This window comes from Haloferax prahovense DSM 18310 (assembly GCF_000336815.1).
Classification (GTDB): Archaea; Halobacteriota; Halobacteria; order Halobacteriales; family Haloferacaceae; genus Haloferax; species Haloferax prahovense.
This window is the reverse complement of sequence record NZ_AOLG01000008.1, coordinates 355,193-376,849: the sequence shown is the minus strand read 5'-3', so window position 1 is coordinate 376,849 and position 21,657 is coordinate 355,193. Positions and strand designations below refer to the sequence as shown.

General features: G+C 67.2%; 25 protein-coding genes and 2 tRNA genes. 10 read left to right on the top strand and 17 right to left on the bottom strand.

The annotated features are described in order from the left end of the window. Complete coding sequence (locus C457_RS02010) at positions 1–1,566, bottom strand: DNA-directed RNA polymerase subunit B'' (RefSeq protein WP_004969057.1); 1,566 nt, start codon at positions 1,564–1,566, stop codon at positions 1–3. Beyond that, a complete protein-coding gene (locus tag C457_RS02005) occupies positions 1,563–1,790 on the bottom strand; it encodes a DNA-directed RNA polymerase subunit H (protein WP_004044577.1) in 228 nt (75 codons plus the stop codon). The genes C457_RS02010 and C457_RS02005 overlap by 4 nt, the downstream gene beginning before the upstream one ends. 267 nt (positions 1,791–2,057) lie before the next feature. On the opposite strand from C457_RS02005, the gene C457_RS02000 reads away from it, so the two are divergent. The 3 genes from C457_RS02000 to C457_RS01990 all read left to right on the top strand — a co-directional run bounded on the left by C457_RS02000 (position 2,058) and on the right by C457_RS01990 (position 3,323). Continuing rightward, a tRNA-Asp gene (locus tag C457_RS02000) sits at positions 2,058–2,130 on the top strand. A 29-nt stretch (positions 2,131–2,159) separates the two neighbouring features. After that, positions 2,160–2,232, top strand: a tRNA-Asp gene (locus C457_RS01995). Positions 2,233–2,534: 302 nt separating this feature from the next. Continuing rightward, complete coding sequence (locus tag C457_RS01990; protein ID WP_008091488.1) at positions 2,535–3,323, top strand: SDR family NAD(P)-dependent oxidoreductase; 789 nt, start codon at positions 2,535–2,537, stop codon at positions 3,321–3,323. Between the two features lie 19 nt (positions 3,324–3,342). Here C457_RS01990 and C457_RS01985 read toward each other — a convergent pair whose 3' ends face one another. From C457_RS01985 to C457_RS01975, 3 genes are read right to left on the bottom strand one after another with little or no spacing between them, the layout of a single operon-like run. Beyond that, positions 3,343–3,699, bottom strand: coding sequence for a fluoride efflux transporter FluC (locus C457_RS01985; protein WP_008091486.1), 357 nt, complete (start codon positions 3,697–3,699; stop codon positions 3,343–3,345). Beyond that, positions 3,696–4,031: a CrcB family protein gene (locus C457_RS01980; RefSeq protein ID WP_008091484.1), complete on the bottom strand. Its 336-nt coding sequence runs from the start codon at positions 4,029–4,031 to the stop codon at positions 3,696–3,698. Before C457_RS01980 ends, C457_RS01985 begins: the two co-directional genes overlap by 4 nt. Before the next feature lie 20 nt (positions 4,032–4,051). After that, positions 4,052–5,101 (bottom strand): ATP-binding protein, encoded by a 1,050-nt coding sequence (locus C457_RS01975; RefSeq protein WP_008091481.1) that lies wholly within the window; start codon positions 5,099–5,101, stop codon positions 4,052–4,054. Positions 5,102–5,176: 75 nt separating this feature from the next. Here C457_RS01975 and C457_RS01970 point away from each other — a divergent pair, with 75 nt between their 5' ends. Beyond that, positions 5,177–5,620, top strand: a complete 444-nt coding sequence (locus tag C457_RS01970; protein WP_008091480.1) for a DUF7382 domain-containing protein — start codon at positions 5,177–5,179, stop codon at positions 5,618–5,620. A gap of 24 nt (positions 5,621–5,644) precedes the next feature. Here C457_RS01970 and C457_RS01965 read toward each other — a convergent pair whose 3' ends face one another. Next, the gene (locus C457_RS01965; RefSeq protein ID WP_008091478.1) at positions 5,645–6,913 is read right to left on the bottom strand and encodes a tRNA(Ile)(2)-agmatinylcytidine synthase; all 1,269 of its coding nucleotides are present in this window, start codon (positions 6,911–6,913) and stop codon (positions 5,645–5,647) included. Between the two features lie 142 nt (positions 6,914–7,055). On the opposite strand from C457_RS01965, the gene C457_RS01960 reads away from it, so the two are divergent. After that, the gene (locus C457_RS01960; RefSeq protein WP_004973594.1) at positions 7,056–8,030 is read left to right on the top strand and encodes a transcriptional regulator; all 975 of its coding nucleotides are present in this window, start codon (positions 7,056–7,058) and stop codon (positions 8,028–8,030) included. Between the two features lie 66 nt (positions 8,031–8,096). Continuing rightward, on the top strand, positions 8,097–8,480 hold the full coding sequence (locus C457_RS01955) for a hypothetical protein (protein WP_008091475.1): 384 nt from the start codon (positions 8,097–8,099) through the stop codon (positions 8,478–8,480). Positions 8,481–8,516: 36 nt separating this feature from the next. Here the strand turns inward: C457_RS01955 and C457_RS01950 are convergent, their stop codons facing one another. The 6 genes from C457_RS01950 to C457_RS01925 all read right to left on the bottom strand — a co-directional run bounded on the left by C457_RS01950 (position 8,517) and on the right by C457_RS01925 (position 13,867). Next, positions 8,517–8,771 (bottom strand): glutathione S-transferase N-terminal domain-containing protein, encoded by a 255-nt coding sequence (locus C457_RS01950; protein WP_008091473.1) that lies wholly within the window; start codon positions 8,769–8,771, stop codon positions 8,517–8,519. Positions 8,772–8,882: 111 nt separating this feature from the next. Further along, positions 8,883–10,295 carry an NCS2 family permease gene (locus C457_RS01945; protein ID WP_008091471.1) on the bottom strand — a complete coding sequence of 471 codons (1,413 nt, stop codon included), beginning with the start codon at positions 10,293–10,295 and terminating at the stop codon, positions 8,883–8,885. Between the two features lie 189 nt (positions 10,296–10,484). Beyond that, a complete protein-coding gene (locus C457_RS01940) occupies positions 10,485–11,198 on the bottom strand; it encodes a phosphoribosyltransferase family protein (RefSeq protein ID WP_004969046.1) in 714 nt (237 codons plus the stop codon). Positions 11,199–11,272: 74 nt separating this feature from the next. Then, entirely contained in the window at positions 11,273–11,803 is a 531-nt protein-coding gene (gene pyrE / locus C457_RS01935; protein WP_004973603.1) for an orotate phosphoribosyltransferase, read from the bottom strand. Between the two features lie 96 nt (positions 11,804–11,899). After that, complete coding sequence (locus C457_RS01930) at positions 11,900–13,096, bottom strand: glycosyltransferase family 2 protein (protein WP_008091467.1); 1,197 nt, start codon at positions 13,094–13,096, stop codon at positions 11,900–11,902. A gap of 228 nt (positions 13,097–13,324) precedes the next feature. After that, positions 13,325–13,867: a CDP-2,3-bis-(O-geranylgeranyl)-sn-glycerol synthase gene (locus tag C457_RS01925; protein ID WP_008091466.1), complete on the bottom strand. Its 543-nt coding sequence runs from the start codon at positions 13,865–13,867 to the stop codon at positions 13,325–13,327. A 126-nt stretch (positions 13,868–13,993) separates the two neighbouring features. On the opposite strand from C457_RS01925, the gene C457_RS01920 reads away from it, so the two are divergent. Both C457_RS01920 and C457_RS01915 read left to right on the top strand, forming a co-directional pair. Then, positions 13,994–14,833: a proline dehydrogenase family protein gene (locus C457_RS01920; protein ID WP_008091465.1), complete on the top strand. Its 840-nt coding sequence runs from the start codon at positions 13,994–13,996 to the stop codon at positions 14,831–14,833. 79 nt (positions 14,834–14,912) lie between these two features. After that, a complete protein-coding gene (locus C457_RS01915) occupies positions 14,913–15,557 on the top strand; it encodes a DUF502 domain-containing protein (protein WP_008091463.1) in 645 nt (214 codons plus the stop codon). 78 nt (positions 15,558–15,635) lie between these two features. Here the strand turns inward: C457_RS01915 and C457_RS01910 are convergent, their stop codons facing one another. Next, entirely contained in the window at positions 15,636–16,574 is a 939-nt protein-coding gene (locus C457_RS01910; RefSeq protein ID WP_008091462.1) for a branched-chain amino acid transaminase, read from the bottom strand. A gap of 90 nt (positions 16,575–16,664) precedes the next feature. Here C457_RS01910 and C457_RS01905 point away from each other — a divergent pair, with 90 nt between their 5' ends. After that, on the top strand, positions 16,665–17,555 hold the full coding sequence (locus C457_RS01905) for an NAD-dependent epimerase/dehydratase family protein (protein ID WP_008091460.1): 891 nt from the start codon (positions 16,665–16,667) through the stop codon (positions 17,553–17,555). Between the two features lie 32 nt (positions 17,556–17,587). Here C457_RS01905 and ribB read toward each other — a convergent pair whose 3' ends face one another. The 3 genes from ribB to C457_RS21215 all read right to left on the bottom strand — a co-directional run bounded on the left by ribB (position 17,588) and on the right by C457_RS21215 (position 19,482). Beyond that, complete coding sequence (gene ribB, locus C457_RS01900) at positions 17,588–18,277, bottom strand: 3,4-dihydroxy-2-butanone-4-phosphate synthase (protein ID WP_008091458.1); 690 nt, start codon at positions 18,275–18,277, stop codon at positions 17,588–17,590. Continuing rightward, positions 18,274–19,014 carry a DUF120 domain-containing protein gene (locus C457_RS01895; RefSeq protein ID WP_181950690.1) on the bottom strand — a complete coding sequence of 247 codons (741 nt, stop codon included), beginning with the start codon at positions 19,012–19,014 and terminating at the stop codon, positions 18,274–18,276. Before C457_RS01895 ends, ribB begins: the two co-directional genes overlap by 4 nt. Positions 19,015–19,329: 315 nt before the next feature. Then, entirely contained in the window at positions 19,330–19,482 is a 153-nt protein-coding gene (locus tag C457_RS21215; RefSeq protein ID WP_181950689.1) for a DUF7563 family protein, read from the bottom strand. 211 nt (positions 19,483–19,693) lie between these two features. On the opposite strand from C457_RS21215, the gene argS reads away from it, so the two are divergent. After that, on the top strand, positions 19,694–21,457 hold the full coding sequence (argS, locus tag C457_RS01890; protein WP_008091452.1) for an arginine--tRNA ligase: 1,764 nt from the start codon (positions 19,694–19,696) through the stop codon (positions 21,455–21,457). A 44-nt stretch (positions 21,458–21,501) separates the two neighbouring features. Here argS and C457_RS20505 read toward each other — a convergent pair whose 3' ends face one another. After that, positions 21,502–21,639, bottom strand: coding sequence for a hypothetical protein (locus tag C457_RS20505; protein WP_008091450.1), 138 nt, complete (start codon positions 21,637–21,639; stop codon positions 21,502–21,504). Positions 21,640–21,657: the final 18 nt, after the last annotated feature.

The window sequence follows — 21,657 nt, the reverse complement described above, 5'->3', positions numbered from 1 at the left end:
TTAGTCGTCCGCGGGTGTGGCGTCGACGCTGTCGATGCCGGGGATACCCTCGACACCCATCGACGCGAGTTCTCGTTTCAGCGACTGTTCGTCTTCGACGTTCTGGGAGAGCTCCATCGCCTGCGCGAAGTTCTTCACCAGTCCACAGTTCGGTCCCTCGGGAGTCTCGGAGGGACAGATGCGACCCCACTGGGTCGCGTGCAGGTCGCGCGCCTCGAAGTGCGGCTGCGACCGGGACAGCGGACTGCGGAGGCGGCGAAGGTGCGACAGCACACCCATGTAGTCGGTGCGGTCGACGAGCTGGGAGACGCCGGAGCGGCCGCCGACCCAGTTACCCGTCGCGATGGGGTGTTCGAGCCGCTCTGTGAGCACGTCGGACCGGACGACGGTGTTGACCGTCAGGTTCCGGTTCCGCATGTTAGCGCGCTCGAGCTGGTACTTCACGTCGCGTGCCAGCTTGTTGAGCGCCGTCCGGAAGAGGTCCTTCATGAGGTCGCCGGAGACCTTCAGGCGCTTGTTGGCGTAGTGGTCCTTGTCGTCGGAGTCGCGGCGCTGCAGCGCGAGTTCGAAACACGCCTCGGCCATGCGACAGAGGTAGTACGCCTTGTTCATGCGCACTTCCTCTTCTTCCGCGCCCTCCTCGTGGAGGTGCGGGAGCAGGTAGCGGTCGATGACGTAGTTGGCGCGCTTGAGCTGGTAGTTCTTGCCCTGGCCGCCGGCGACGCGCTTGCCGAGCGCCTCGATGGCCTGCTCTTGGGTCTGCACTTCGGCCTCCTCGAGGTTCTCGAGCATGAACTTCACAATCTCCGGGTCGTCGGAGACGCGGTGGACGATCTCCTCGTCGGATTCGAGGCCGAGCGCGCGGACGAGCGTGACGAAGTTGACGCTCCCGGAGACGGACGGGAACGACACTTCGAGGAGCCCCTCGCGGTTGCGCTCGCAGAGCACGAGCGCGCGGTAACCGCGGCGCTGGCTGAACGTCTTTGCGACCTGAATCTCGTCGCCGTACTTCGTGTCGTACTCGGCGAGAATCTTGTTCGGCGCCAGGTCCTCCGAGGTCATGAGCACGCGCTCGGAGCCGTTGACGATGAAGTAGCCACCGGGGTCGACGGGGTCCTCGCCGATTTCGACGAGGTCCTCGTCGGAGAGTTCCGCGATGTTACACTTCGAGGAGCCGACCATGATGGGCATCCGGCCGACCTTCGTCTCGGCGGTGTCGACGACGACCTCCTCTTCTTCTTCGCCGCCGCGGACGATGGACATCTCCATGAACACGGGGGCGGAGTAGGTGATGTTGCGCAGGCGGGCTTCCTGCGGGAAGAGCAGTTCCTCGGAGCCGTCGGCCTCGCGGACGCGGGGCGTCTCCACGCGGACGCCACCGAGTTCGACGTAGACGGGTTCCTCGCCCTCCTTGTCGCCGATGTCGGTCTCGATGGTCGCCTTCTCTTCGACGACGTCCATCATGCCGCGTTCGAGGAACGCGTTGAACGAGCGGAAGTGGTGTTCAGCGAGCCGTTCTTCGGAGAAGTACTTGCGAGAGACCTCGCGTCGCGCTTGTCGGTTCATTCGATCACCAGTCGGTATACGACTGCTTTGTCTGTCGTTCGAGAGTTCCGAACGATCTTGATGACGTCGCCGGGCTCTGCGTCCTCGGGGAGCGCCGGGTCCTTCAGCTTGATCTTCGGGAGGTTCGTCTTCTCGACGTTATACTCCTGTAACACGTCCTCGACGGCCTCGTCGTCGAGTTTCGTGTGTTCCGGAACCAGTTTGTGTTGGCTTACGTCTACCATGTATGGTGCTGCTGGGTGCTGGAAGAAGCTGTCACGGGATACTACGGCTGATTTTGGGACGCACCCATTTAACACTTGCCAACTGCGTCGAAGAAAGGCAACGCTATCGGAGGTCACGCACCGGAGATGCGCGAATCGTCACGTGTTGGCATGGGGTATCGCGATATAAATGTCTTCGGGGCAAGAATCGCGGTACCGCGGGCCAAGGGCAACCCAGATGGTAAGTCTTATCTATAAACCTCGGCTACGGATGAGTGCAGACGGAGGGCCCGGGTGGTGTAGTGGCCCATCATACGACCCTGTCACGGTCGTGACGCGGGTTCAAATCCCGCCTCGGGCGCTCTCCGTACCGCAAACTCACTTCAGTAAGCCCGGGTGGTGTAGTGGCCCATCATACGACCCTGTCACGGTCGTGACGCGGGTTCAAATCCCGCCTCGGGCGTACTTTTCGATGAATTACTCGCTGAGCGCCGAGTCTCGTCTCGGCGCGGCCGTGATTCTCGTGAATACCCCAAAAGGGATTGAACCCGACGACGAGCGAGTGAAACGAGCGACGTCGGTACGGTTCAAATCCCGCCTCGGGCGCTTCTCTGATTTCAACTCCTCCAGCGAGGTGTCTCGTCGCCGAGCGAGAGCGAGTGAAATCTGTAAGCGACGACAGGCGTGCTTTTCGACGAATTACTCGCCGAGCGCCGTGAGGGACGTCACTACCGCCATATTCTCGCGTGACGTCTGTACAGTATCGTGAACAGCACAACCGACGGGCGGGTCGTCGTCGTGACCGGCGCGAACGAAGGTATCGGCTACCACACGCTGAGGGCGCTCCTGAAGAAGGGCTATCGGGTCGCCGGGGTCGATATCAACGTGGACAGCCTTCGCCCGCTTCGGGAGACGTACCCCGACCGCATCCGCGTCTACGAGTGCGACGTGACGAACGACGACGACGTGGAGGCGGCGGTGGCTGGACTCCTGGACGAGTGGGGACACATCGACATCCTCCTCAACAACGCAGCGATATTCAACTTCGGCTTGTTCGACGACCGAACGCTCGACGACACGCGCGAGGAGTTCGAGGTGAACTACTTCGGCTACCTTCGAATGATACGGGCCGTCCTGCCCCACATGCGGGCCCGAAACTCGGGGCACATCCACAACGTGAGCTCCGGCGTCGGGCTCGTCGGCACGCCGGGACTATCTGGGTACGCGTCGACGAAGGGCGCAATCGAGGCGTTCACCCGTTCGCTTCGGATGGAACTGCAACGCGAGAACGTCTCCTGTTCGGTGATGCACCCGCCTTACACCGCCACCCGGTCGGCGGCCCGACTCGGGCTCCCGTCGTCGATGATGAGTGACCCCGAAGACGTGGGGCGGAAGTTCGCCGACAAAATCGAATCTACCCGTCTCGTCATCACCGCCGACCTGACGACCAGAATCGGGCTGTACCTCGCCCGCCGCTTCCCGTTCATCGTCAAGCGGGGTACCAAACAGTTCCTCGACGAGCGCGAGGCGGCCGTCGAATCGGGCGAGCGGTGACGTGCGGTGAGCGCCGGACTCACCCGACCATCCCGCCCACAGCCCCGCCAATTGCCACGCCGACCAACGCCGCCACGAGCGTCCCGAACGCATACCGAGCCGCCGTGTCGTACTCACCCGCGTCAACGAGTTCGGCGACGCCGACCGCGAACGACGAGAAGGTCGTGAAGGCCCCGCAGAATCCGGTTCCGGCGAGCGTCACCGCCGCATCGCCGACGGGCGCGGAGACGAGAAAACCCAGCGCGACGCTTCCGAGGACGTTGACGGTGACGGTGCTCCACTTGCCGACGATTCGCTGGTCGACGGTGTGCCGAGAGACCGCGCCGGCCATCCCACCGACGCCGACGAGGACCGCCGGGAGAAGCGAGAGACTCATCGTCGTCCTCCGAACGCGAGTCCGAGTGCTGCGGCGGCGAAACCGAGCGCGTAGTTCGCGCCGACGTTGAGCGCGCCGCCCGCCGGCGACAGCGACGCGGTCTGGACGGCGAACGTGCTGTACGTCGTGAACGACGAGAGCAGCCCGGTCCCGAAGAACAACTGCGCCCGGCGAGAGGAGACCGACGTGATGAACGTCCCGAGGACGAAGCCCCCGAGGACGTTCACGGCGAGGGTGCCGCCCGCGCCGGGAATCGCGACGGAGACGCCGTAGCGCAGTATCGCACCGGCGAATCCACCGAGGGCGACTAACGCCAGTTCCGAGCGGTCCATACGGCTCTTCTCCGGGCAGACTACTCCACGGTTTCGGAACCGTCACGCTCGGGAACCGCCCGCGGCGTCGCGCCCCCGTCCGGCGTCTCTCGGGGACGGACCCGCACGTCGTGGACCGTCTCCGCGGTGTCGTCGACGACGAGGGCGCAGCCGCGTTCCCGCGGGAGCCGAGCGCGGAGCGATTCGTCGAAGTACGTCGGGTCTGCGGCCGAAATCGCCGACACGTCGGGACCGGCGGTGAGTCGGTGGATGACCCGGAGGTCAGCCTGCGAGACGGCGACCTCGGGGAGCGCGGAGGGCCGCTGGGTCGCGAGAACGACGCCGACGCCGGGTGCTCGCCCGCGCGTGAGAAGTGTCCGAAGCGCGGAGTCTGCGAGCCCGCCGACGAACGCGTGGGCCTCGTCGAGAAGCATCCACGGGATGCGGGAGACAGCGTCCGCGACGCGGGCGTCGTAGAGGCCGCGGGCGACGACGCGGACGACGGCGCTCGCGGGAGTCTCGTCCAGTCCGGAGAGGTCGAGCACGTCGGGCGCGGGACCGCAGAGCGACCTCGGGTCGAGCCCGTCGGGGTGGAACACGTCCCACGAGTCGGCGAGCGCGAGGTGGTTCGCCGCGGCTCTGCGCGTCTCGGGCGCGGCGTCGGCGTCGTCGACCGCCCCGCGCATCGCCAACAGCGAGTCTTCCTCGGCCGCGAGTCGCCACACGAGCGACCCCGCGGGGGCGGTCGGGTCGAGACCGAGCAGGTCCGGCCACGCGCTCGGCGGGAGCGCGTCGGCCCGAACGCTCGGCGCGTCGTGGACCGTCCCGTCTATCGGTGACGCTTCGAGGCCGTCGAAGACGCCCATCGGGTCGATGACGACCGGCGCGACGCCCGCGGCGCGCGCCAGGCCCTCGGCGACGACGCCGAGCGTGTGGGATTTCCCGCTTCCGCGCTTGCCGACGACGACCGCCGCGTGCGGGCGGTTCACGTCGAGGCCGACGGCCGCGCCGTCGCTCCCGTCGCGGGCGCGGTAGTTCCCGAACCGGCAGACAGGACCATCTTCGTCCGAGTCGCGGCCGATGGTGTGCATGGCGCGGACTGGTCCCGCGATGCGACTTGAACCTCCGGACGAGAGTTTATATACGAACCCGCGGCCAGACGGTCCATGCTCGATACGTTTCGGTCAGACACGCGCGCCATCGAAGGGCTCCCGGTCCGCCTCGTCGTCGCTCTCGTGGTCGGCGTCGCCAGCATGAGCGTCATGCTCAACATGCTCTCGGGAGTGCAGGGACTCGCCACCTCGGAGCTCGACGTAAAGCCGACGCCCGACGTGGTCGGTCCCGGCGCACAGACGCTCGATTTCACCGTCGTCGACCACGAGGGGGACCCCGTCGAGGGCGCGACGGTCATCGTCAAGTCCGGAACCGCGGAAATCGACGGCGTGGCGACGGCGAAGACGGGAGACGGGGGTTCAGCGACCGTTCGCGTCGACGCCGAACTCGGCGCGAACCGCGAGGACGGAACGCTCGTCGTGGACGTGAAACCGCCCGCGGGGGGCTCCTTCGTCGACCGCCGCGAGAACACGAACGTGCTGGTCGTCCAAGACTGAGGTGGACGGCTGCGAGCCGCGGGCTCAGCGTTCGGGGTGCGTCGCCGCGTCGAAGCCGCCGCGAACGAGCGGTTTGGCGATGTGTCGGCGGGCGCAGGGCGGCACCTCGTACCAGCCGAGTTCGAGGTCGCGGTCGACCGCCCGCTCGACTTTACCGGGCGCGTCGGTCCCGCAGTCGCGACACCGGTAGCCCTGATTCCGCCCGGCGCTTTTCATCGTCCGCCCGCAGTCGGGACAGACGGGCGTCGCGGGCTCCGTGTGCACGAGGTCGCGGACCGCGAACTTCTCCAGTTTGAGCGTCCCGTCTCCGACCTCGCCGCAGGCGGTGAGGGCGTCGCCGACACGGAGCGCCCGCACCCGGTTCCGGAAGCGCTTCGTCGGTTCGAAGGCGGCGACGGGAACCGAAGCGCCGCCCGCTTCGAGGTCGAAAAAGACGTGGCCGCCGGCGCGCGTCTCCGGGTCGGAGGCGACGGTGCCGGCGACCCGGTAGGCGCGGCCGTCGCGGAGGTCCGAGACGACGCCGTCGCGGAGGTGCGCGTCGGTCCCCTGATTCGTGAGGAACGTCGCCGAGCGGTCGACGGGCTCGGAGGCGATGGCGGCGGCGACCTCGCGGACGGTGTCGGCGTCGTCGCCCCGGATGCCGTGGAGAATCGGTCCCGGCGCGTTCGGCACGCAGACGGCCTCGCCCTCCTCGCGGTCCACGGTGTCCCACGCGTCGGGGTACGCCGCGTCCGCGGCGTCGAAGACGGAGTCGAAGTCGACCTCGCGGGGCGTCCCGCAGCGGTGGAACTCGCGGTAGGAGATGTGTTCGTAGGTCCACTCGTCGAAGGCGGCCCACGCGCCGACGGCCGCGAGCGCGCCGATGCGCCCCCGCCCGCCGTGCCAACCCTCGGTCAGAAACCCGGAGCGCTCGGCGAGGTTGACCGCGGCGTCGAGGTCGTGGAAGTCGCGGACGGCGTCGCGGGCGAAGTCGGCGACGGCGGTCGAAACCGTGTCGGGCGACCCCGGCGCGACGACGAGGCCCGGACTGGTTCGGTCGTCGTCGAGGACGGCCCAGCGGTCGAGCTCGTCGCGGGCGACGTCGAGCGCCGCGCCCGCGGGGAGGTCGGCGTGAAGCGCCAGCGCCGCGTTCCCGCGGGTCTTGTGCTCGACCGCCGGGTTCAGCCGGACGAGGAGTCGCCGCTCGACGGTCCCGCCGCGGGCCTCGACTGCCTCGGCGACGAGCGTCGCCAGGTAGGTCGTACACATCCCGAGGGTGCGGGAGTCGGTGTCGTCGAGGCCGATGACGGTCATCGGCGGAGATTGCCGGAGGGCGCAGTAACGCCTTTCGGGTCGGTCGCGGCTATATAAATGCGGCATCGAGAAGGGATACACGTCGGCGAGGGCGTCGATACCGGGGAAAACGCTTTATGGGCCGAATCGCTTATTGCCCCCTATGTCCCGGTCAGCGCTGGTTGGTAATGTCGCCGCGATGCTCCAAGACGCGGGCTTCGTCGTGAGCGACCGCATCGCCATCCGGCCGAAGAGCTTCGACCTCGCCGCCCGGAGAGGTGAGGACCTGTTGCTCCTCAAGATACTGGGGAACATCGACGCGTTCGACGGCGTCACCGGCTCCGAGATGCGACGCCTCGGCTCGTACCTCGACGCCACGCCGTTGGTCGTCGGGCTTCGGACCCGAGACGAGGACCTCAAACCCGGAGTCGTCTACTTCCGTCACGGCGTGCCGGTGTTGAACCCCGACACCGCCATGGACCTGTTCGTCGAAGAGGTTCCCCCGCTCATCTACGCCGCCCCCGGCGGTCTGTACGTGAGCCTCGACGGCGACGTGCTCGCCGAAGAGCGGCAAGAACGCGGGTGGAGCCTCGGACAGCTCGCGACCGAGCTCGGCGTTTCGCGGCGCACCGTCTCGAAGTACGAAAACGGCATGAACGCGAGCATCGAAGTGGCGATTCACCTCGAAGAGCTGTTCGATCGTCCCTTCTCGAGCCCGGTCGACGTGCTCACGGGCGCGGAGGACGTGCGCGACGCCGAGCCGACTCCCGAAGACCCCGACGTGGACCCCGACGACGAACACGTTCTGTCGGTGTTGACGCGCGCCGGCTTCACCGTCCACCCGACCGCCCGCGCACCGTTCAAGGCCGTCAGCGAGGACGCCGGACGAAAGAAGGAGACGAACGTTCTCACGGGCCACTCGTCGTTCACCAGAAGCGCCGAAAAGCGCGCCCAAATCATGTCTTCGCTCGGCGAAATCACGCGGACGCGCTCGGTCTACTTCGTCGAGGAACAACAGAAACGCGAGTCGGTCGACGGAACCGGCATCGTCAGCTGCGAGGAACTCGCCGCCATCGACGACCCCGACGAGATTCGCGACCTGATTCGAGAGCGGACCCGCGACCCCGCAGAGAGCTAACCGGCGGGGTCGGGTGCTCGCCTCCGAGCGACTACCGTTATTCTCCTCGACAGCGTAGCGACTGTGATGTCGAAATCGAAGAGGACAACCGAGGGTGCGGGGACGAGTGAGGAGTCGCCGGCCGCCGTCGAAACGCTCGCGGCCGCGGTGTGGCGCGAGGCCGCGTCGTGGCCGGCGGTCGAGCGGACGGCGCTTTTCGGCTGCCCGTCGTTTCGGGCGAACGGGACGCTCTTCGCCGTCGTCTCGGAGCAGGGGCTCTCGCTCACGTCGCTGTCGGCCGAGTCGCGAGCGGCGGTCGCGAAACGACACCGCGTCCTGCCGTTCGAGGCGAACGGTCGAATCGTCGGGTCGTGGGCGACGGTCGATATCGAGCCGAGCCGAATCGCCGAACTCTCGGACGCGCTCCGCGCGAGCTACGAGACCGCGTGCGGTCGAAAACGAGAACAGTAAGCGGGAGCCCGACGGCCGCCGCGAAAGGGGAGGGGGTTACGCCGCCGAGCCGTAGGTCTCTTCGAGGTAGTCGACGATATCGTCGCTCTCGGGCATCCCCTCGACGCCGTGTTCCTCGTCGACGAGGACGGGGACGCCGGTCTGCCCGCTTACCGCTTCGACTTCCGTGCGCTCGGCGTGGGCGCTGGGAACCATCCGCGACTCGTATTCGAGGTCGAGTTCGGCGAGCTTGTTCTTCACCTTCGCGCAGTACGGACAGCCCTGCAGTTCGTAGAGGACGAGTTGAGACATCGCTCGGAGGTATGGAGTCCGAGCGGAAAAACGCGGCGGTGGTGTGTGTCGCGGACGCATCGGAGAGAAACGCACGCCTGCGGGGGAATCGAGCGGTCGCGGATCGGCGTCTCAGACCTGCGCTTGCAGCATCCCGGAGGTACGGATGACGAAGTAGAGGACGAACGCGGCTGCGAGCGTCCACTGCCCGACGCTGACCTCGTCGTACTCGCCGGCGGCGACCTTCACGAGCGGGTACGAGACGATACCCGCCGCGATGCCGTAGGCGATGGAGTACGTGAAGGGCATGACGAGGATGGTCATGCCGGCGGGGATGGTGAACGTGATGTCGTCCCACGCGATGTCGACGACGTTGCGGAGCATCACGACGCCGATGACGACGAGCGCGATGTGAGAGGCGTACTGCGGGATGGCCGTCGCGAGCGGGACGATGGCGAGCGAGCCGAGGAACAGGAGGGCGACGACGAGCGCGGTGAGGCCCGTGCGACCGCCCTCTTCGACGCCGGTGGCGGACTCGATGTAGGTCGTGACCGTCGAGGTCCCGAGCATCGCGCCAGCCGTGGTACCGACCGCGTCGGCCATGAGCGGCTTGTCGATGTCGGGGAGGTCGCCGTTGTCGTCGAGGAAGCCCCCGGCCTGCCCGACGCCGACGAGCGTGCCGGCGGTGTCGAAGAAGTCGACGAAGAAGAACGTGATGACGATAAGCGCGAAGCTGAACGCCTCGACGTTGCCGAAGCCGGAGATGAACGCGCCGGCGAGCGGCGTGATGTCGTAGGTTGCGGCCGAGGTGCCGACGACGAGGCCGGCCTCGGACGAGACGAGACCCGAGACGGTGAGGCCCCAGCCGAGAAGCGACGTGCCGACGATGCCGATGATGATGGAACCGGGAACGTTCGCCGCGTAGAGCGCGAACGTCAAGAACAGGCCGACGATGGAGACGATGGCGACGGGGTTCGACGCGAGGTCACCCATCGTGATGAGCGTCGAGTTATCGTTGACGACGATGCCCATCGCCTGTAAGCCGATAATCGCCAAGAACAGTCCGATACCGGTCCCGACGGCCATCTTGACCGGTTCGGGGAACACCTTGATGATGGCTTCCCGCGCGCCGACGGCGGTGAGCGCGATGAAGATGATTCCCTCGACGAAGACGGCCGCGAGCGCCGTCTGCCACGGGACGCCTAACGCGCCGACGACGGTGAACGCGAAGAAGGCGTTCAGGCCGAGGCCCGGCGCTTGCGCGAAGGGTCGGTTGGCGTAGAACGCCATGACCGTGGTCGCGATGGCGGCCGCGAGGATGGTGACGACAGCGAGCATGGACTGGACCTCGCCCGGCGTGTACCCGGCGATGGCGATGCCGTCGACGCCCTCGATGTACGGTTGGTCTGTGAGAAGCGACGGGTTGACCACGACGATGTACGACATCGTGAGGAACGTCGTGATGCCCGCGAGAATCTCGGTCCTGACCGTGGACCCGTGTTTATGCACGTCGAAGTAGTTTGCGAGGGTTTCAGAGAGCCCCATGATGCACGACTAAGCATACCCACGATTGCACACATAAGCATTACCATCCTCCCGGGCAGAATTATCCACGAACGCGAGTTAAACAGCCCATTCAGCGTGAGAGAACGGCACATAAGTGCCTATTTTCCCACCATTTGTAAGTTGGCTAACGAGTTTAGAGCCGTTTATTCGAGCGGCCGCGGGGGAGCCTCAGTCGAAACTGCTCAGCGCGCCGACCGGGGCGTCGGTGAGTTCGCGGGCGCGGTTCGTCCCCTCGTCGCCGACGGCGATGAGCGCGAAGACGCCGGCGATGTCGGCGTCGGCCTGCAGCGCGATGTCCAAGAGGAGTTCCTGTGTCTCGCCCGAGCGGATGAGGTCGTCGACGACGAGGACGCGCTCGCCGTCGTCGATGGCGCTGGCGGGGAGGTAGTAGGTGAGTTCGATACCGGACGCGAGGCGCTGGCGCGACTCGATGAAGTCCTCGACGGCGGTCTCTTTCGACTTCTTCGCGTACGCGAGGCGCGCGCCGAAGTAGCTCGCCATCGCCGCGCCGAGGGTGATGCCGTCGGTCGCCGCGGTCAGAATCACGTCGGGGCGTTCGAGGTTCAGCGTGTTCGCCGCGACGGGCGCGACGAGGTCGAGGAACGACTGGTCGAAGACGACGCCGGAGTTGTCGACGTAGCCCTCGTCGTCGAATCGGACGCGGGCTTCGAGTTCGTCGGCGAGCGCGTCGCGGCCGACGCCCTCGACGACCTCCCGGGCGCGTTCGACTCCGGGCAGGACGTGCCCGTTGACGTAGCGGTTGAGGTCGCCGGCCGGCAGTCCCGTGAGTTCGGCCAGCTCGTCGTACGTCCGGGTCTCTTTGAGCATCCGGAGCACGGAGACAGCCTGCAACTGGAGTGCGGCCTTCTCTGCTCTGTTCATGCCTCCGCCTTCGTACTTGCACAAAAATGAATACTTCGATTGCCGATTCCGAGTGAATTAGTCACAAGCGTGTATTAGCGGTCGGCGTCAGCCAGCAGGTCCTCGGCGGTGAGAAGCGACTCCAGTTCGATGTCGTGTTCGGCTAACAGCTCCGCTGCGCCCTCCTGTCGGTCCACGACGACGATGACGCGGTCGACGACCGCGCCGGCCTCGCGGAGCGCCTCCACGGCGTCGACGGCGCTCTGGCCGGTCGTCGCGATGTCTTCGAGGACGACGACCTCCTCGCCCTCGTCGAGCGCGCCCTCGATGCGCTTGGCCGTCCCGTACTCCTTCGCCTTCTTGCGGGCGATGACGTACGGCTTGTTCGTCTCGACCGCGGTCGCGGCCACGAGCGGGACCGCACCGAGCGCGACGCCAGCCAGTTTGTCGTCGTCCGCGACGCGCTCCGCGAACGCCTCGGCGATGAGCTTCAGACACCGGGGGTCGGTCTCGAAGAGGTACTTGTCCACGTAGTAGCTCGACGTGCCGCCGTGGGAGAGTTCGAACTCGCCGAACTGGACCGCGTCGGCGGCTCGAAGCGCCTCGATGAGTGCTGCGTTCGCCATCTTGTTTCGAGAGGGTTCAGGGAGGCGCTTAAGCGGGACGGTTCGGGGCGGTTCGGTCGCGCCGACCCACGCTACCGCGGCAATCGAGGCGAACCCCTACTTCCCGGTCTTCTTCGTCACGCGGAAGTCGCGGGGCGGGTCGAGGATTCCCGCGACCGTCCCCATCGAGTGGACGACGGTGACGACCGGCGCGAGCGGGACCGCGAGCGCCCACGAGAACTTGTCGCGGCCGTAGTAGACCACACCCCGGAGGTACCAGAACGCCGTGAGCGCGCCGAGCGCGAGCGACGCGAGCGCGAACAGGCCGCTGGCGACGAGGCCGACGCCGAGGACCGACAGGGGGACGGCGACGACCGTGACCACCGGCGAGAGCGCCCACGCGTAGTTGCGGACGCGAGTGAGAAGCTGGTAGTGAACCGGGAGCGCCGTCGCGGCGTCGAGATTGCCGGCGGCCCAGCGGCGGCGCTGTTGGAGAATCTCGGTGAGCGACGGCGGGGCCTCGTTGGCGCAGGTCGCCGTCGCGAGGTCGAAGGTGAAGTCGTCGAGTTCCTGTGCGGCCGCCCAGACGAACGCGGTGTCCTCGACGAGCGTCTCGCGGTCCCACGTGACCGCCTCTTCGACCTCTCGGCGGACGGCGATACCGCCGCCCCACGCGAACAGCGGAATCGAGAGGCGCGCGAAGGCGCGCTGTTCTATCTGGACGCCCATCCGGTAGACGTCGGCGAGGTAGGAGAACAGCGAGTCGGTCCGACGCGGCCGTTCGCGCAGTTGGACCACGTCGGAGCCGGGAAGCCCGTCGAACGACTCCAGCAGGCTGTCCTCGTCCAGGTAGAGGACGTACTCGCGGTCGGTTTCGAGGTTCCGCCGCGCCCACTCGATTGCGCGACCCTTCCGGACGGCGTCGCAGTCGAACTCGTCGGGGACGGCGTGGACCGCTGCGCCCGCGACGTCGATGTCGGTCTCGGCGACGACGTGGACCTCGTCGAACGACGCCGGAAGCGAGTCGACGGTCGATTGGACGATCGACTCGGCGTCGACGGTGAGGATGCGGACCTGAATCTCGTCGGGGCCGTACTCCGGGGCCGGGGGCTCGTAGCCCGCGCCGACGACGTAGGTGAGGACGACCCAGACGAGGGCCGTGAGAGTGAAAAGCGCCGTCGTTCCGACGACCAGCAGTTCGCCCGCGGCGGTCCAGTCGACCCCGCCGGGTGCGAGCCACGGCGCGGCCGTCCCGACGGCCGCGAGGACGGCCACGAGTCCACCGACGATGAGTGAGATCCGTTCTGTCTTCATCTGGCCGAGTCGCAACCGTCGGAGGGACTTGAACCGCGGCGTCCGTCCAGCGCAGTACGGGACGTTTGACTCGAATTATGCCGAGTTAATCGCGGTGTCTCGCGGTGATATCGGCTTCGTAACAGGAACGAGCGGGGACCGAAGGGACGGCGGCGCGAGCGACCGAGGGACCGGCCTTGTCGCCTTGTGCGCGTCGGTCGGCGACCCGTCGCGCGGACGCTCGACCGCCTACCACGGCTCGTTTTTCAGCCCGAGCAGGTACGCGCCGACGTTGGTGACGACGTGGAGCACGGGCGTCATCACGAGCACGACCGCGAGCACGGGCAGGGTGAACGTCGCCGAGAACCAGCCGGGTGCAGCGACGAGCGCGAGGACGAGCGCGCCGACGACGAAGTCGAGCTGGTCGAGACCGGGGAAGGCGGCACCGCGCTCCCGGCCCGACCGACGCTTGAGGAACGACGCGCCGATGTCGCCGAGCATCGCGCCGAGCGCGAGGCCGAACCCGGCGGCGAGCGGGAACGTCGGGAGCAAGACGCCGAGCGCGCCCGAGACCGCGGGCGCGGCGGCGTTGAGGACGACGGCGAGGAGCGTCCCGGCCAGCGTCCCGGCGGCGGTGCCGCGCCACGTCTTTCCGTCCCCGAGGACGCGCCGACCGCCCCACGTGCGCCCGCCGTCGATGGGGCGGCCACCGCCCGCGAGGACGGCGGCGTTGTTCGGCACGTACGCGGGCAACATCGCCCAGAAGGCGGTGGCGACGAGAGAGACGACCATACCGACCCGTCGGCGGCGAAGAATGTAAGTTCCGACGGTTCGTCGCCGTTCGAAGCGCCGGAGTCGTTCGATTTCGCGTCCGAACCGATGATAACCCTCAATAGCTGAGGGTCGTAATCGTTCGTTATGATTCCGCCCATCGCGAGCAGGTTCGTCGCGGGGGAGTCCGCGGCGGGAGCGCTCGACCACGCCCGACGGATGAACGACGACGGCGTGGCGGTCATCCTCAACCTCCTCGGGGAGCACTACGCGGAGCGCGGCCCCGCGGACGAGGACGCGGCGGCGTACGTCAGCCTCGTCGAGGACATCGCCTCGGCCGGCATCGACGCCTGCGTGTCGGTCAAGCCCTCCCAAATCGGTCTCGACGCGGGCGACCACGTGTTCGAAGAGAACTACCGGCACATCGCCGAGGCGGCGGACGAACACGGCGTCTTCCTGTGGTGCGACATGGAGGACCACGAGACGACAGACGTGACCCTCGACGCCTTCGAGGAACTCGCCCGCGAGTTCGACGGCGGGATGGGGCTGTGCGTGCAGGCGAACCTCAAGCGCACCCCCGAAGACCTCGAACGCCTCGCCGACGTGCCGGGGAAGATTCGCCTCGTCAAGGGCGCGTACGACGAACCCGCCGCGGTCGCCCACAAGCAGAAATCGGCGGTCAACGAGGCGTACAAGGAGCTCCTCGCGTACCTGTTTCGGGAGTACGACGGCGGCATCGCGGTCGGCAGCCACGACCCCGAGATGATAGCCTACGCCCGGGACCTCGGCGCGGAGTACGACCGCGACTACGAGGTGCAGATGCTCATGGGCGTGCGCGAGGACGCCCAGCGCGAACTCGCCGCCGAGGGCGTCGAAGTATGGCAGTACGCGCCCTACGGCGACAAGTGGGTCTCGTACTTCTACCGCCGGGTCCGCGAGCGCAAGGAAAACGCCCTGTTCGCACTCCGGGCGGTCGTCGGCGTCTGAGAGAGCGATGGGGTGCGGGTACGCCCCCGTCCCGCACTAGAAATCCCCTTATGCCCGCGGGTTCACGTACCCGATATCAATGTCCTCGTGGAGACGCGACTTCGCCAGCGGCCTCGTGGTCCTCGTTCCGCTCATCGTCATCCTGTACGTCCTCTCCATTCTGTACGGCGCAATCGTCCGCATACCGGGAGTTGACCGCCTGTTGGAGTTTCCGGAGCCGTACACCTACCTCTCGGAGGTGTTCGGGTTCTTCGTCGCCATCATCATCTTCCTGTTGTTGGTCCTCTCAGTCGGCTACCTGATGCGGACGACGGCCGGTCGCCTGCTCGAATCCGGCCTCGACGCCGCCATGAACAAGGTCCCGCTCGTTCGCGTTATCTACAACGCTTCTAAGCTCGCGGTCGAAACCGCCCTCACTGGTACCGAAGACCTCCAGAAGCCGGTCCGTCTCGAAACGTGGCCGGGCATCCGCATGACCGCGTTCAAGACCGGGAAGACGACCAAAGACGGCAAGGAGATCGTCTTCATGCCGACCGCGCCGAACATCACCACCGGGTTCGTGATGGAAGTCGACCCCGAAGACATCGAAGAGACCGGCGAGAAGGTCGAAGAGGCCCTCACGCGCGTCCTCTCGGCCGGGTTCGCAGAACAGGACCACGTGGACGAGTTCAACATCGAAGTGACCGAAGAGTCCGGCGACGGGCGAGTCCCCAGCAACGAGTAAGGATTCGGCGGCGGCGGTCGTCGCTATCGGGCCGTGGCGGTACAGTGACGTGAAAAGGGAGCTCGTTTTCGCGGGCGTCTACTGCTCGTCGACGTAGGTGAACCACTCTTCGTGGTCGTCGGTGCGGCGCTCCACGAGGTCGAAGAAGGCGGACTGCAGCTCCTCCGTGACCGGGCCGCGAGTGCCCTCGCCGATGACGACGTTGTCGACCTTGCGGATGGGAGTCACTTCGGCGGCGCTGCCGGTGAAGAACAGCTCGTCGGCCGTGTTGAGTTCGCCGCGGCTGATGGTCGCGCTGTCGTCGACCTCGTAGCCGCGCTCGCGGGCGAGCGTAATGACGGTGTCGCGGGTGATGCCGTCGAGGATGCTCTGGGAGAGCCCGGGGGTGTAGAGCTTCCCGTCGCGGACCATGAAGATGTTCTCGCCGGGACCCTCTGCGACGTTGCCCTCCTTGTTCAGGACGATGGCTTCGACGTAGCCGTTGCGGCGGGCTTCCTCGCCCGCGAGCATGGAGTTCACGTAGAGCCCGGTCGTCTTCGCGTTCGTCGGAATCTGGCTGGAGGCGTGCTTGCGCCACGACGAGACCATCACGTCGACGCCGTTTTCGAGCGCGTCCTCGCCGAGGTAGGTCCCCCACGGCCACGCCGCGATGGCGACCTCAGTCGGGTTGTCCTTGGGGCTGACGCCGAGCGAGTCGTAGCCGTAGAAGGCGATGGGGCGGATGTATCCGCCGTCGAGGTCGTTGCGGCGGATGACCTCCAGCGTCGCCTCGGTGAGTTCCTCGCGCGTGTACGGAATCTCCATGTCGTAGGGCTTCGCGGACTGATAGAGCCGTTCGAGGTGTTCCTCCCAACGGAAGATGGCCGGGCCGCGGTCGGTGTCGTAGGCGCGAACGCCCTCGAAGACGCCCGTCCCGTAGTGGAGTCCGTGGGTGAGGACGTGCACCGTCGCGTCCTCCCAGTCCTTGTACTCTCCACTCTGCCAAATCGTCGAGACATCCATCTCGTCAAATCCCATGTAGTGGCCTTCGGTGGCCCCCCTCTAAAATCATGACGACCCGACCACCGCGTCCCCCGCGGTTTTGTCCGCGGGCCGCCATGACGGGGTATGAGCCTCGAATCCGTCGCCGTCACGGGCGGGACCGGAAACCTCGGGCCGACCGTCGTCGCCCACCTCCGCGCGAGCGGCTACACCGTCACGAACTGCTCGCGGCACAGCGAGTCGTCGCTCGCGGACCACGACTACCGCGTGAGCGCGCTCGACCCGGGCGACCTCACCGCGGCGCTCAGCGACGTCGACGCCGACGCAGTCGTCCATCTCGGAACCATCTCGACGCCGACGAACGACCCCGGCCACCGCGTCTTCGAGAGCAACGTCCAGTCGACCTACGTCGTCCTCGAAGTCGCCGCCGCGCTCGGCATCGACCGCGTGGTCGCCGCCTCCAGCATGAGCGCCATCGGCGGGAGCTTCGAACCCGACCCCGCTCGAATCGACTTCCTCCCGGTCGACGAGACCCACCGCGCGACGCCCTCGAACCCCTACGGCCTCGGGAAGTACGTCGCCGAGCAGACCGCCGCGGGGGTCGTCCGCCGCGACGACGCACCCGAGACGGTCGCCAGCCTCCGATTCCCGTGGATGCCGAGTGAAGAAGAGGCCCGCCGGACCTTCGCCGAGGCCGACCGCTCGCTGTCGGGACTGCGGGACGCCGGGCACTTCCACACCGCGCGCAACACGCTCTTTTCGTACCTCGGCAGAGAGGACGCCGCGCGGCTCGTCCGCCGGGCGCTCGAAGCCGACTTCGCGGGCCACGAGGTGTTCTGGGCCGCGGCCGCCGACACCTCGACGACCGTCGAGTCAGAGACAGTCGCCCGCGAGGTCTACCCCGGCGCGGAGGTCAGAGCGCCGCTTTCGGACCACGAGGCGCTCGTTTCGACCGAGAAGGCAAAGCGACTGCTCGGCTGGGAACCGACGTGGTCGTGGCGCGACGGGCGCGCGTGAGAAGGTAAATCGGGGCGGACCCCCTCGATCGCTCAGACGAGTTCGTCGATGAGGCCGTCGCCGTCGACGAAGGCGAAGCCGTGTCGGTCGGCGTAGTCGCGGGCGGCGTCCTTCGAGAGGGCCGCGCCGGTCTCGTCGTCGAGCATCTCGCAGACGACGACCGCCGGCGGGATACCCGCCTCGTCGGCCATCGCGAGGCCGAGTTCAGTGTGGCCCTGCCGGTCAGAAAGCAGGTTCGGCGCGCCGCGGAGCAGGTGGACGTGGCCGGGCGCACGGAACTCGCCGCCGAAGTCGTCGGCGTCGTACTCGCCGGCGCGGGCGGCCTCGGCGACGGGTGCGAGTCGAGAGATGGTCATCGCGCGGTCGCGGTCGGTGATGCCCGTAAACGAGTCGCGGTGGTTCACCGTGAACGAAAACGACGACCGAGAGTCGTAGGCGAGGTCGTGAGACGACGCGGCCGGGTGGTCGAGCACGTCGTCCATGAACGGGAGGCCGAGGGATTCTGACACGTCGTTCGGGAGGGCGACGCAGACGAGGCCGCCGGCGTCGTTGCGCATCCGGGCCACGTCGGCCGGACGGACCGCGCCCGCGGGGTAGACGAGGTCGGTCTCCCCCTCGCGGTCGTCGAAGTCGTGGACGAGCACCGGTTCGCCGGCGCGGAAGGCGTCGAGAACGCGCGAGACGGCGTCGAAGTCGCCGGTCGACTCGGCGGTGCGGCTCATTCGTAATCCGCCTCCTCGACGCGGACCGTGACCTCGTCGTCGTCGTCGAGGTCGAGTTCGTCGCGGAGCTTATCGGGCGCGATTATCTCCAGTTGCGACTCGTCGTGGTGGGTTCGCTCGGGGACGATGATGTGGACCGGTTCGTAGGACTCGTCGCCGACCGCGACGGAGGCGGCGTAACACGTCGCCGGGCCGAAGGTGCGTTCGTCGTCTTCCCAGCCGTCTATCGGGACCGCGTCGAGGGCGGTCATGCCGGCGCGAGCGCGGACCGCGTCGTCGTCGAGGCGGACGTTCAGCGTGCCGGGGAACGGCTCGTAGCCGAGCCGGTCTCTGAACTGCTCCATGTAGCCCGAAAGCGAGATGTAGTGGCGACCCTCGCCCATCCCGCCGGTGACCTCGCCGTCGAGGACGACAACCGAGGGCGTCTCGAAGATGCGTCGGTAGTCGGCGTACTCCTGTCTGAGCGCGGACTCCCCCGCGTCGGTGATGGTTATCCACTGGCCGTCGGCGACGACCTCGCGGTCGACGAAGTCGGCTTCTTCGAGGCGCTGGAGGCGACGAGAGGCCGTCTGGTTCGACACGTCGAGTCGGTTCGCGACGCCGGAACAGGAGAGCTTGACCGGGCCGGAGCGCCCGCCGTCGAGCGCGACGAGTTTGAGCGTGGCCAACTCGTCGTACCCGACCGCCGCGGCGACTGCCGATTCTGACATACCTCTCGCTTCGAACGCGCTCCCCATAAGCATATCGTAAGTGAGATGCGTTCCAATAGTGAGATAGTCAGAGAAGGAACGACCGGTGGACGCGACCGCCGTGGATACGCGACAGTTCCAATCGCGAACGGGTAAGTCCGTCGGTCAGTCTACCGCGTCGAGAAGGGCGTGTTCGGCGGACGCGCGGTCAAGTCTCTCGGTTCGACGAGAGCGGCACCGGCCGCTGGGTCGGTGTGACGGTGTGGGTGTGTGGTGGTGGAGAGTGTGGGTGTGATGGGGAGTGGCGGTGAGTGTGCGATGCCACGCGTTCCGGGCCGTCGGGCCAGCGACCGAATCGCGTCCTCAGGGAGACGACGCTCGCCGCTCGGTGCTGACCTGTGAGATACCCGCGTTCGCCGAGCAACTGGGACACGCGTACACGTTGCCGTCCTCGTCGCCGAAGACGCGGACGAAGTTGTTCGACACGAACGCATCGCAGTGGTTGCATTGACTCATGGGTGGGGTGGTGAGAGCGGCGGGTCGCCGCCCGTGATTTGAATGTCGTCCGCTTACGATATACCACTATTACCTAACTGGTAAGGTATCGGAGCGAGCGGCGGGAAGACTACCCCGTCAACCGGGGAAACGAGCGTCACCGTTCGATGCGGCGCGCGGTCGCTCGAACGGTTCGGAAAGGCCTTTAGCCGCCTATCGAGAATCCGCGTACATGTTCAGACAGTTCCGTGAGGAGGTCGAGACGGCGCTCTCTGCGGCGCTCTCGTCGCTCGACCTTCCCACCGACGACCTCGGGGTCGAGGAACCGCCGGAGGACGTACCCGCGACGCTCGCCTCCAGCGTCGCCTTCAGACTCGCCGGGGTCGTCGGCGCGCCGCCGCCGAAGATCGCCGTCGACATCGCAGACGAACTCTCCGTCGAGGGCTACGACTACCTCGCCGCGGTCGACACGCAGGGCCCGTACGTCAACTTCCACGTCTCCGACGCCTACTACGACGACACCCTCGAAGCCGCCGCGGCCGACGAGGAGTACGGTCGCCTGCCCGCGACCGGCGACAGCGTCGTCGTCGAGCACACGAGCGCGAACCCGACCGGCCCGGTCCACGTCGGTCGCACCCGTAACCCGGTCATCGGCGACGCCGTCGCCAACCTGCTCGACTTCGCCGGCAACGACGTCGACCGCCACTACTACGTGAACGACGCCGGCCGCCAGATGGCCGTCTTCACGTGGGCCTACGAGACGTTCGACGAAGCGGAGCTCGACAGCGAACCCGCGCGCGAGCGCGTCGAGTACGACCTCGTTCGCTACTACCGCAAGGGCAACGCGTTCCTCGAAGAGGCCGACCCCGAGGAAGTCGAGCAGGCGGAAGCGGAAATCACCGAGATTCTCCAGGGCATCGAGGAGGGCGACGAGGAGACCTACGCCCGCGTCGAGACCGTGGTCGACCAGGTGCTCGGCGGCATGCGCGAGTGTCTCGAACGCCTCCCCGCGGAGTTCGACGAGTTCGTCAAGGAGACGCGGTTCATGTTCGACGGGAGCACCCGCGACCTCGCCGAGCGCCTCAAGGAGACCGACCACGCCGTCTACGAGGAAGACGCGTGGCAACTCGAACTCGAGGACTACGGCTTCGAGAAGAACCTCGTGTTCCTCCGGTCGGACGACACCTCGCTGTACACGACGCGTGACCTCGCTCACCACGAGTGGAAGTTCGACAACTACGACCGCGCCGTGACCGTCCTCGGCGAGGACCACAAGCTCCAGTCCGGACAGCTCCGCGCCGCGCTGGACATCCTCGGCAACGACGTGGACAAACTGGAGAACGTCATCTACTCGTGGGTCAACCTCCCCGGCGGCGAGACGATGTCCACCCGCAAGGGGACGGGCGTCATGCTCGACGACCTCCTCGACGAGGCCATCGACCGCGCCCGCGACGAGGTCGAGACCCGCCTCGAAGGCCGCACTCGCGACGACGACCTCGGCGAGGCCGACATCGACCGCATCGCCCGGCAGGTCGGCATCGGCGCGGTCCGCTACGACATCGTCTCCAAACAGCCCACGAAGACCATCACCTTCGAGTGGGACCAGGCGCTCAACTTCGAGGCGCAGTCCGCGCCGTACATCCAGTACGTCCACGCGCGCTGTTGCGGCATCGCCGACGAGGCGGCCGCCGCCGGCCTCGACGCGAGCGAGGTCGACCCGACCGTGCTGACGACCGACGCCGAGCGCGACCTGCTGGCGACCATCGCGCGGTTCCCCGCCGTCGTCGAGGCCGCGGCCGACGACCTCGAACCCCACACCGTGGCGACGTTCGCCCGCGAGCTCGCCGAGGTGTTCAACACCTTCTACCGCGAGTGCCCCGTGCTCGACGCCGACGAGGAGGTCGGCGCGGCCCGCCTCGCGCTCGTTGAGGCCTCGCGGAACGCGGTGGCGAACGCACTCGCTATCGTGGGCGTGGAAGCGCCCGAGTCGATGTGACCGCGGGCTGAGCGAGTTCTTCGGAGACGGCTTTTTCCGGCGGTTCAGAAGAAAAGCGGGAGTACCGCGGCCCCCGAGATGAGCGACCCGCCGACCGAGAAGACGACGGCGGCACCGCTGCCGAGCGCGAGGACGAGAAACAGGACTATCCACCAGAAGGGAACGGACTCAGAGTCTGCCATAGAGGGCTTTCCGCAGAC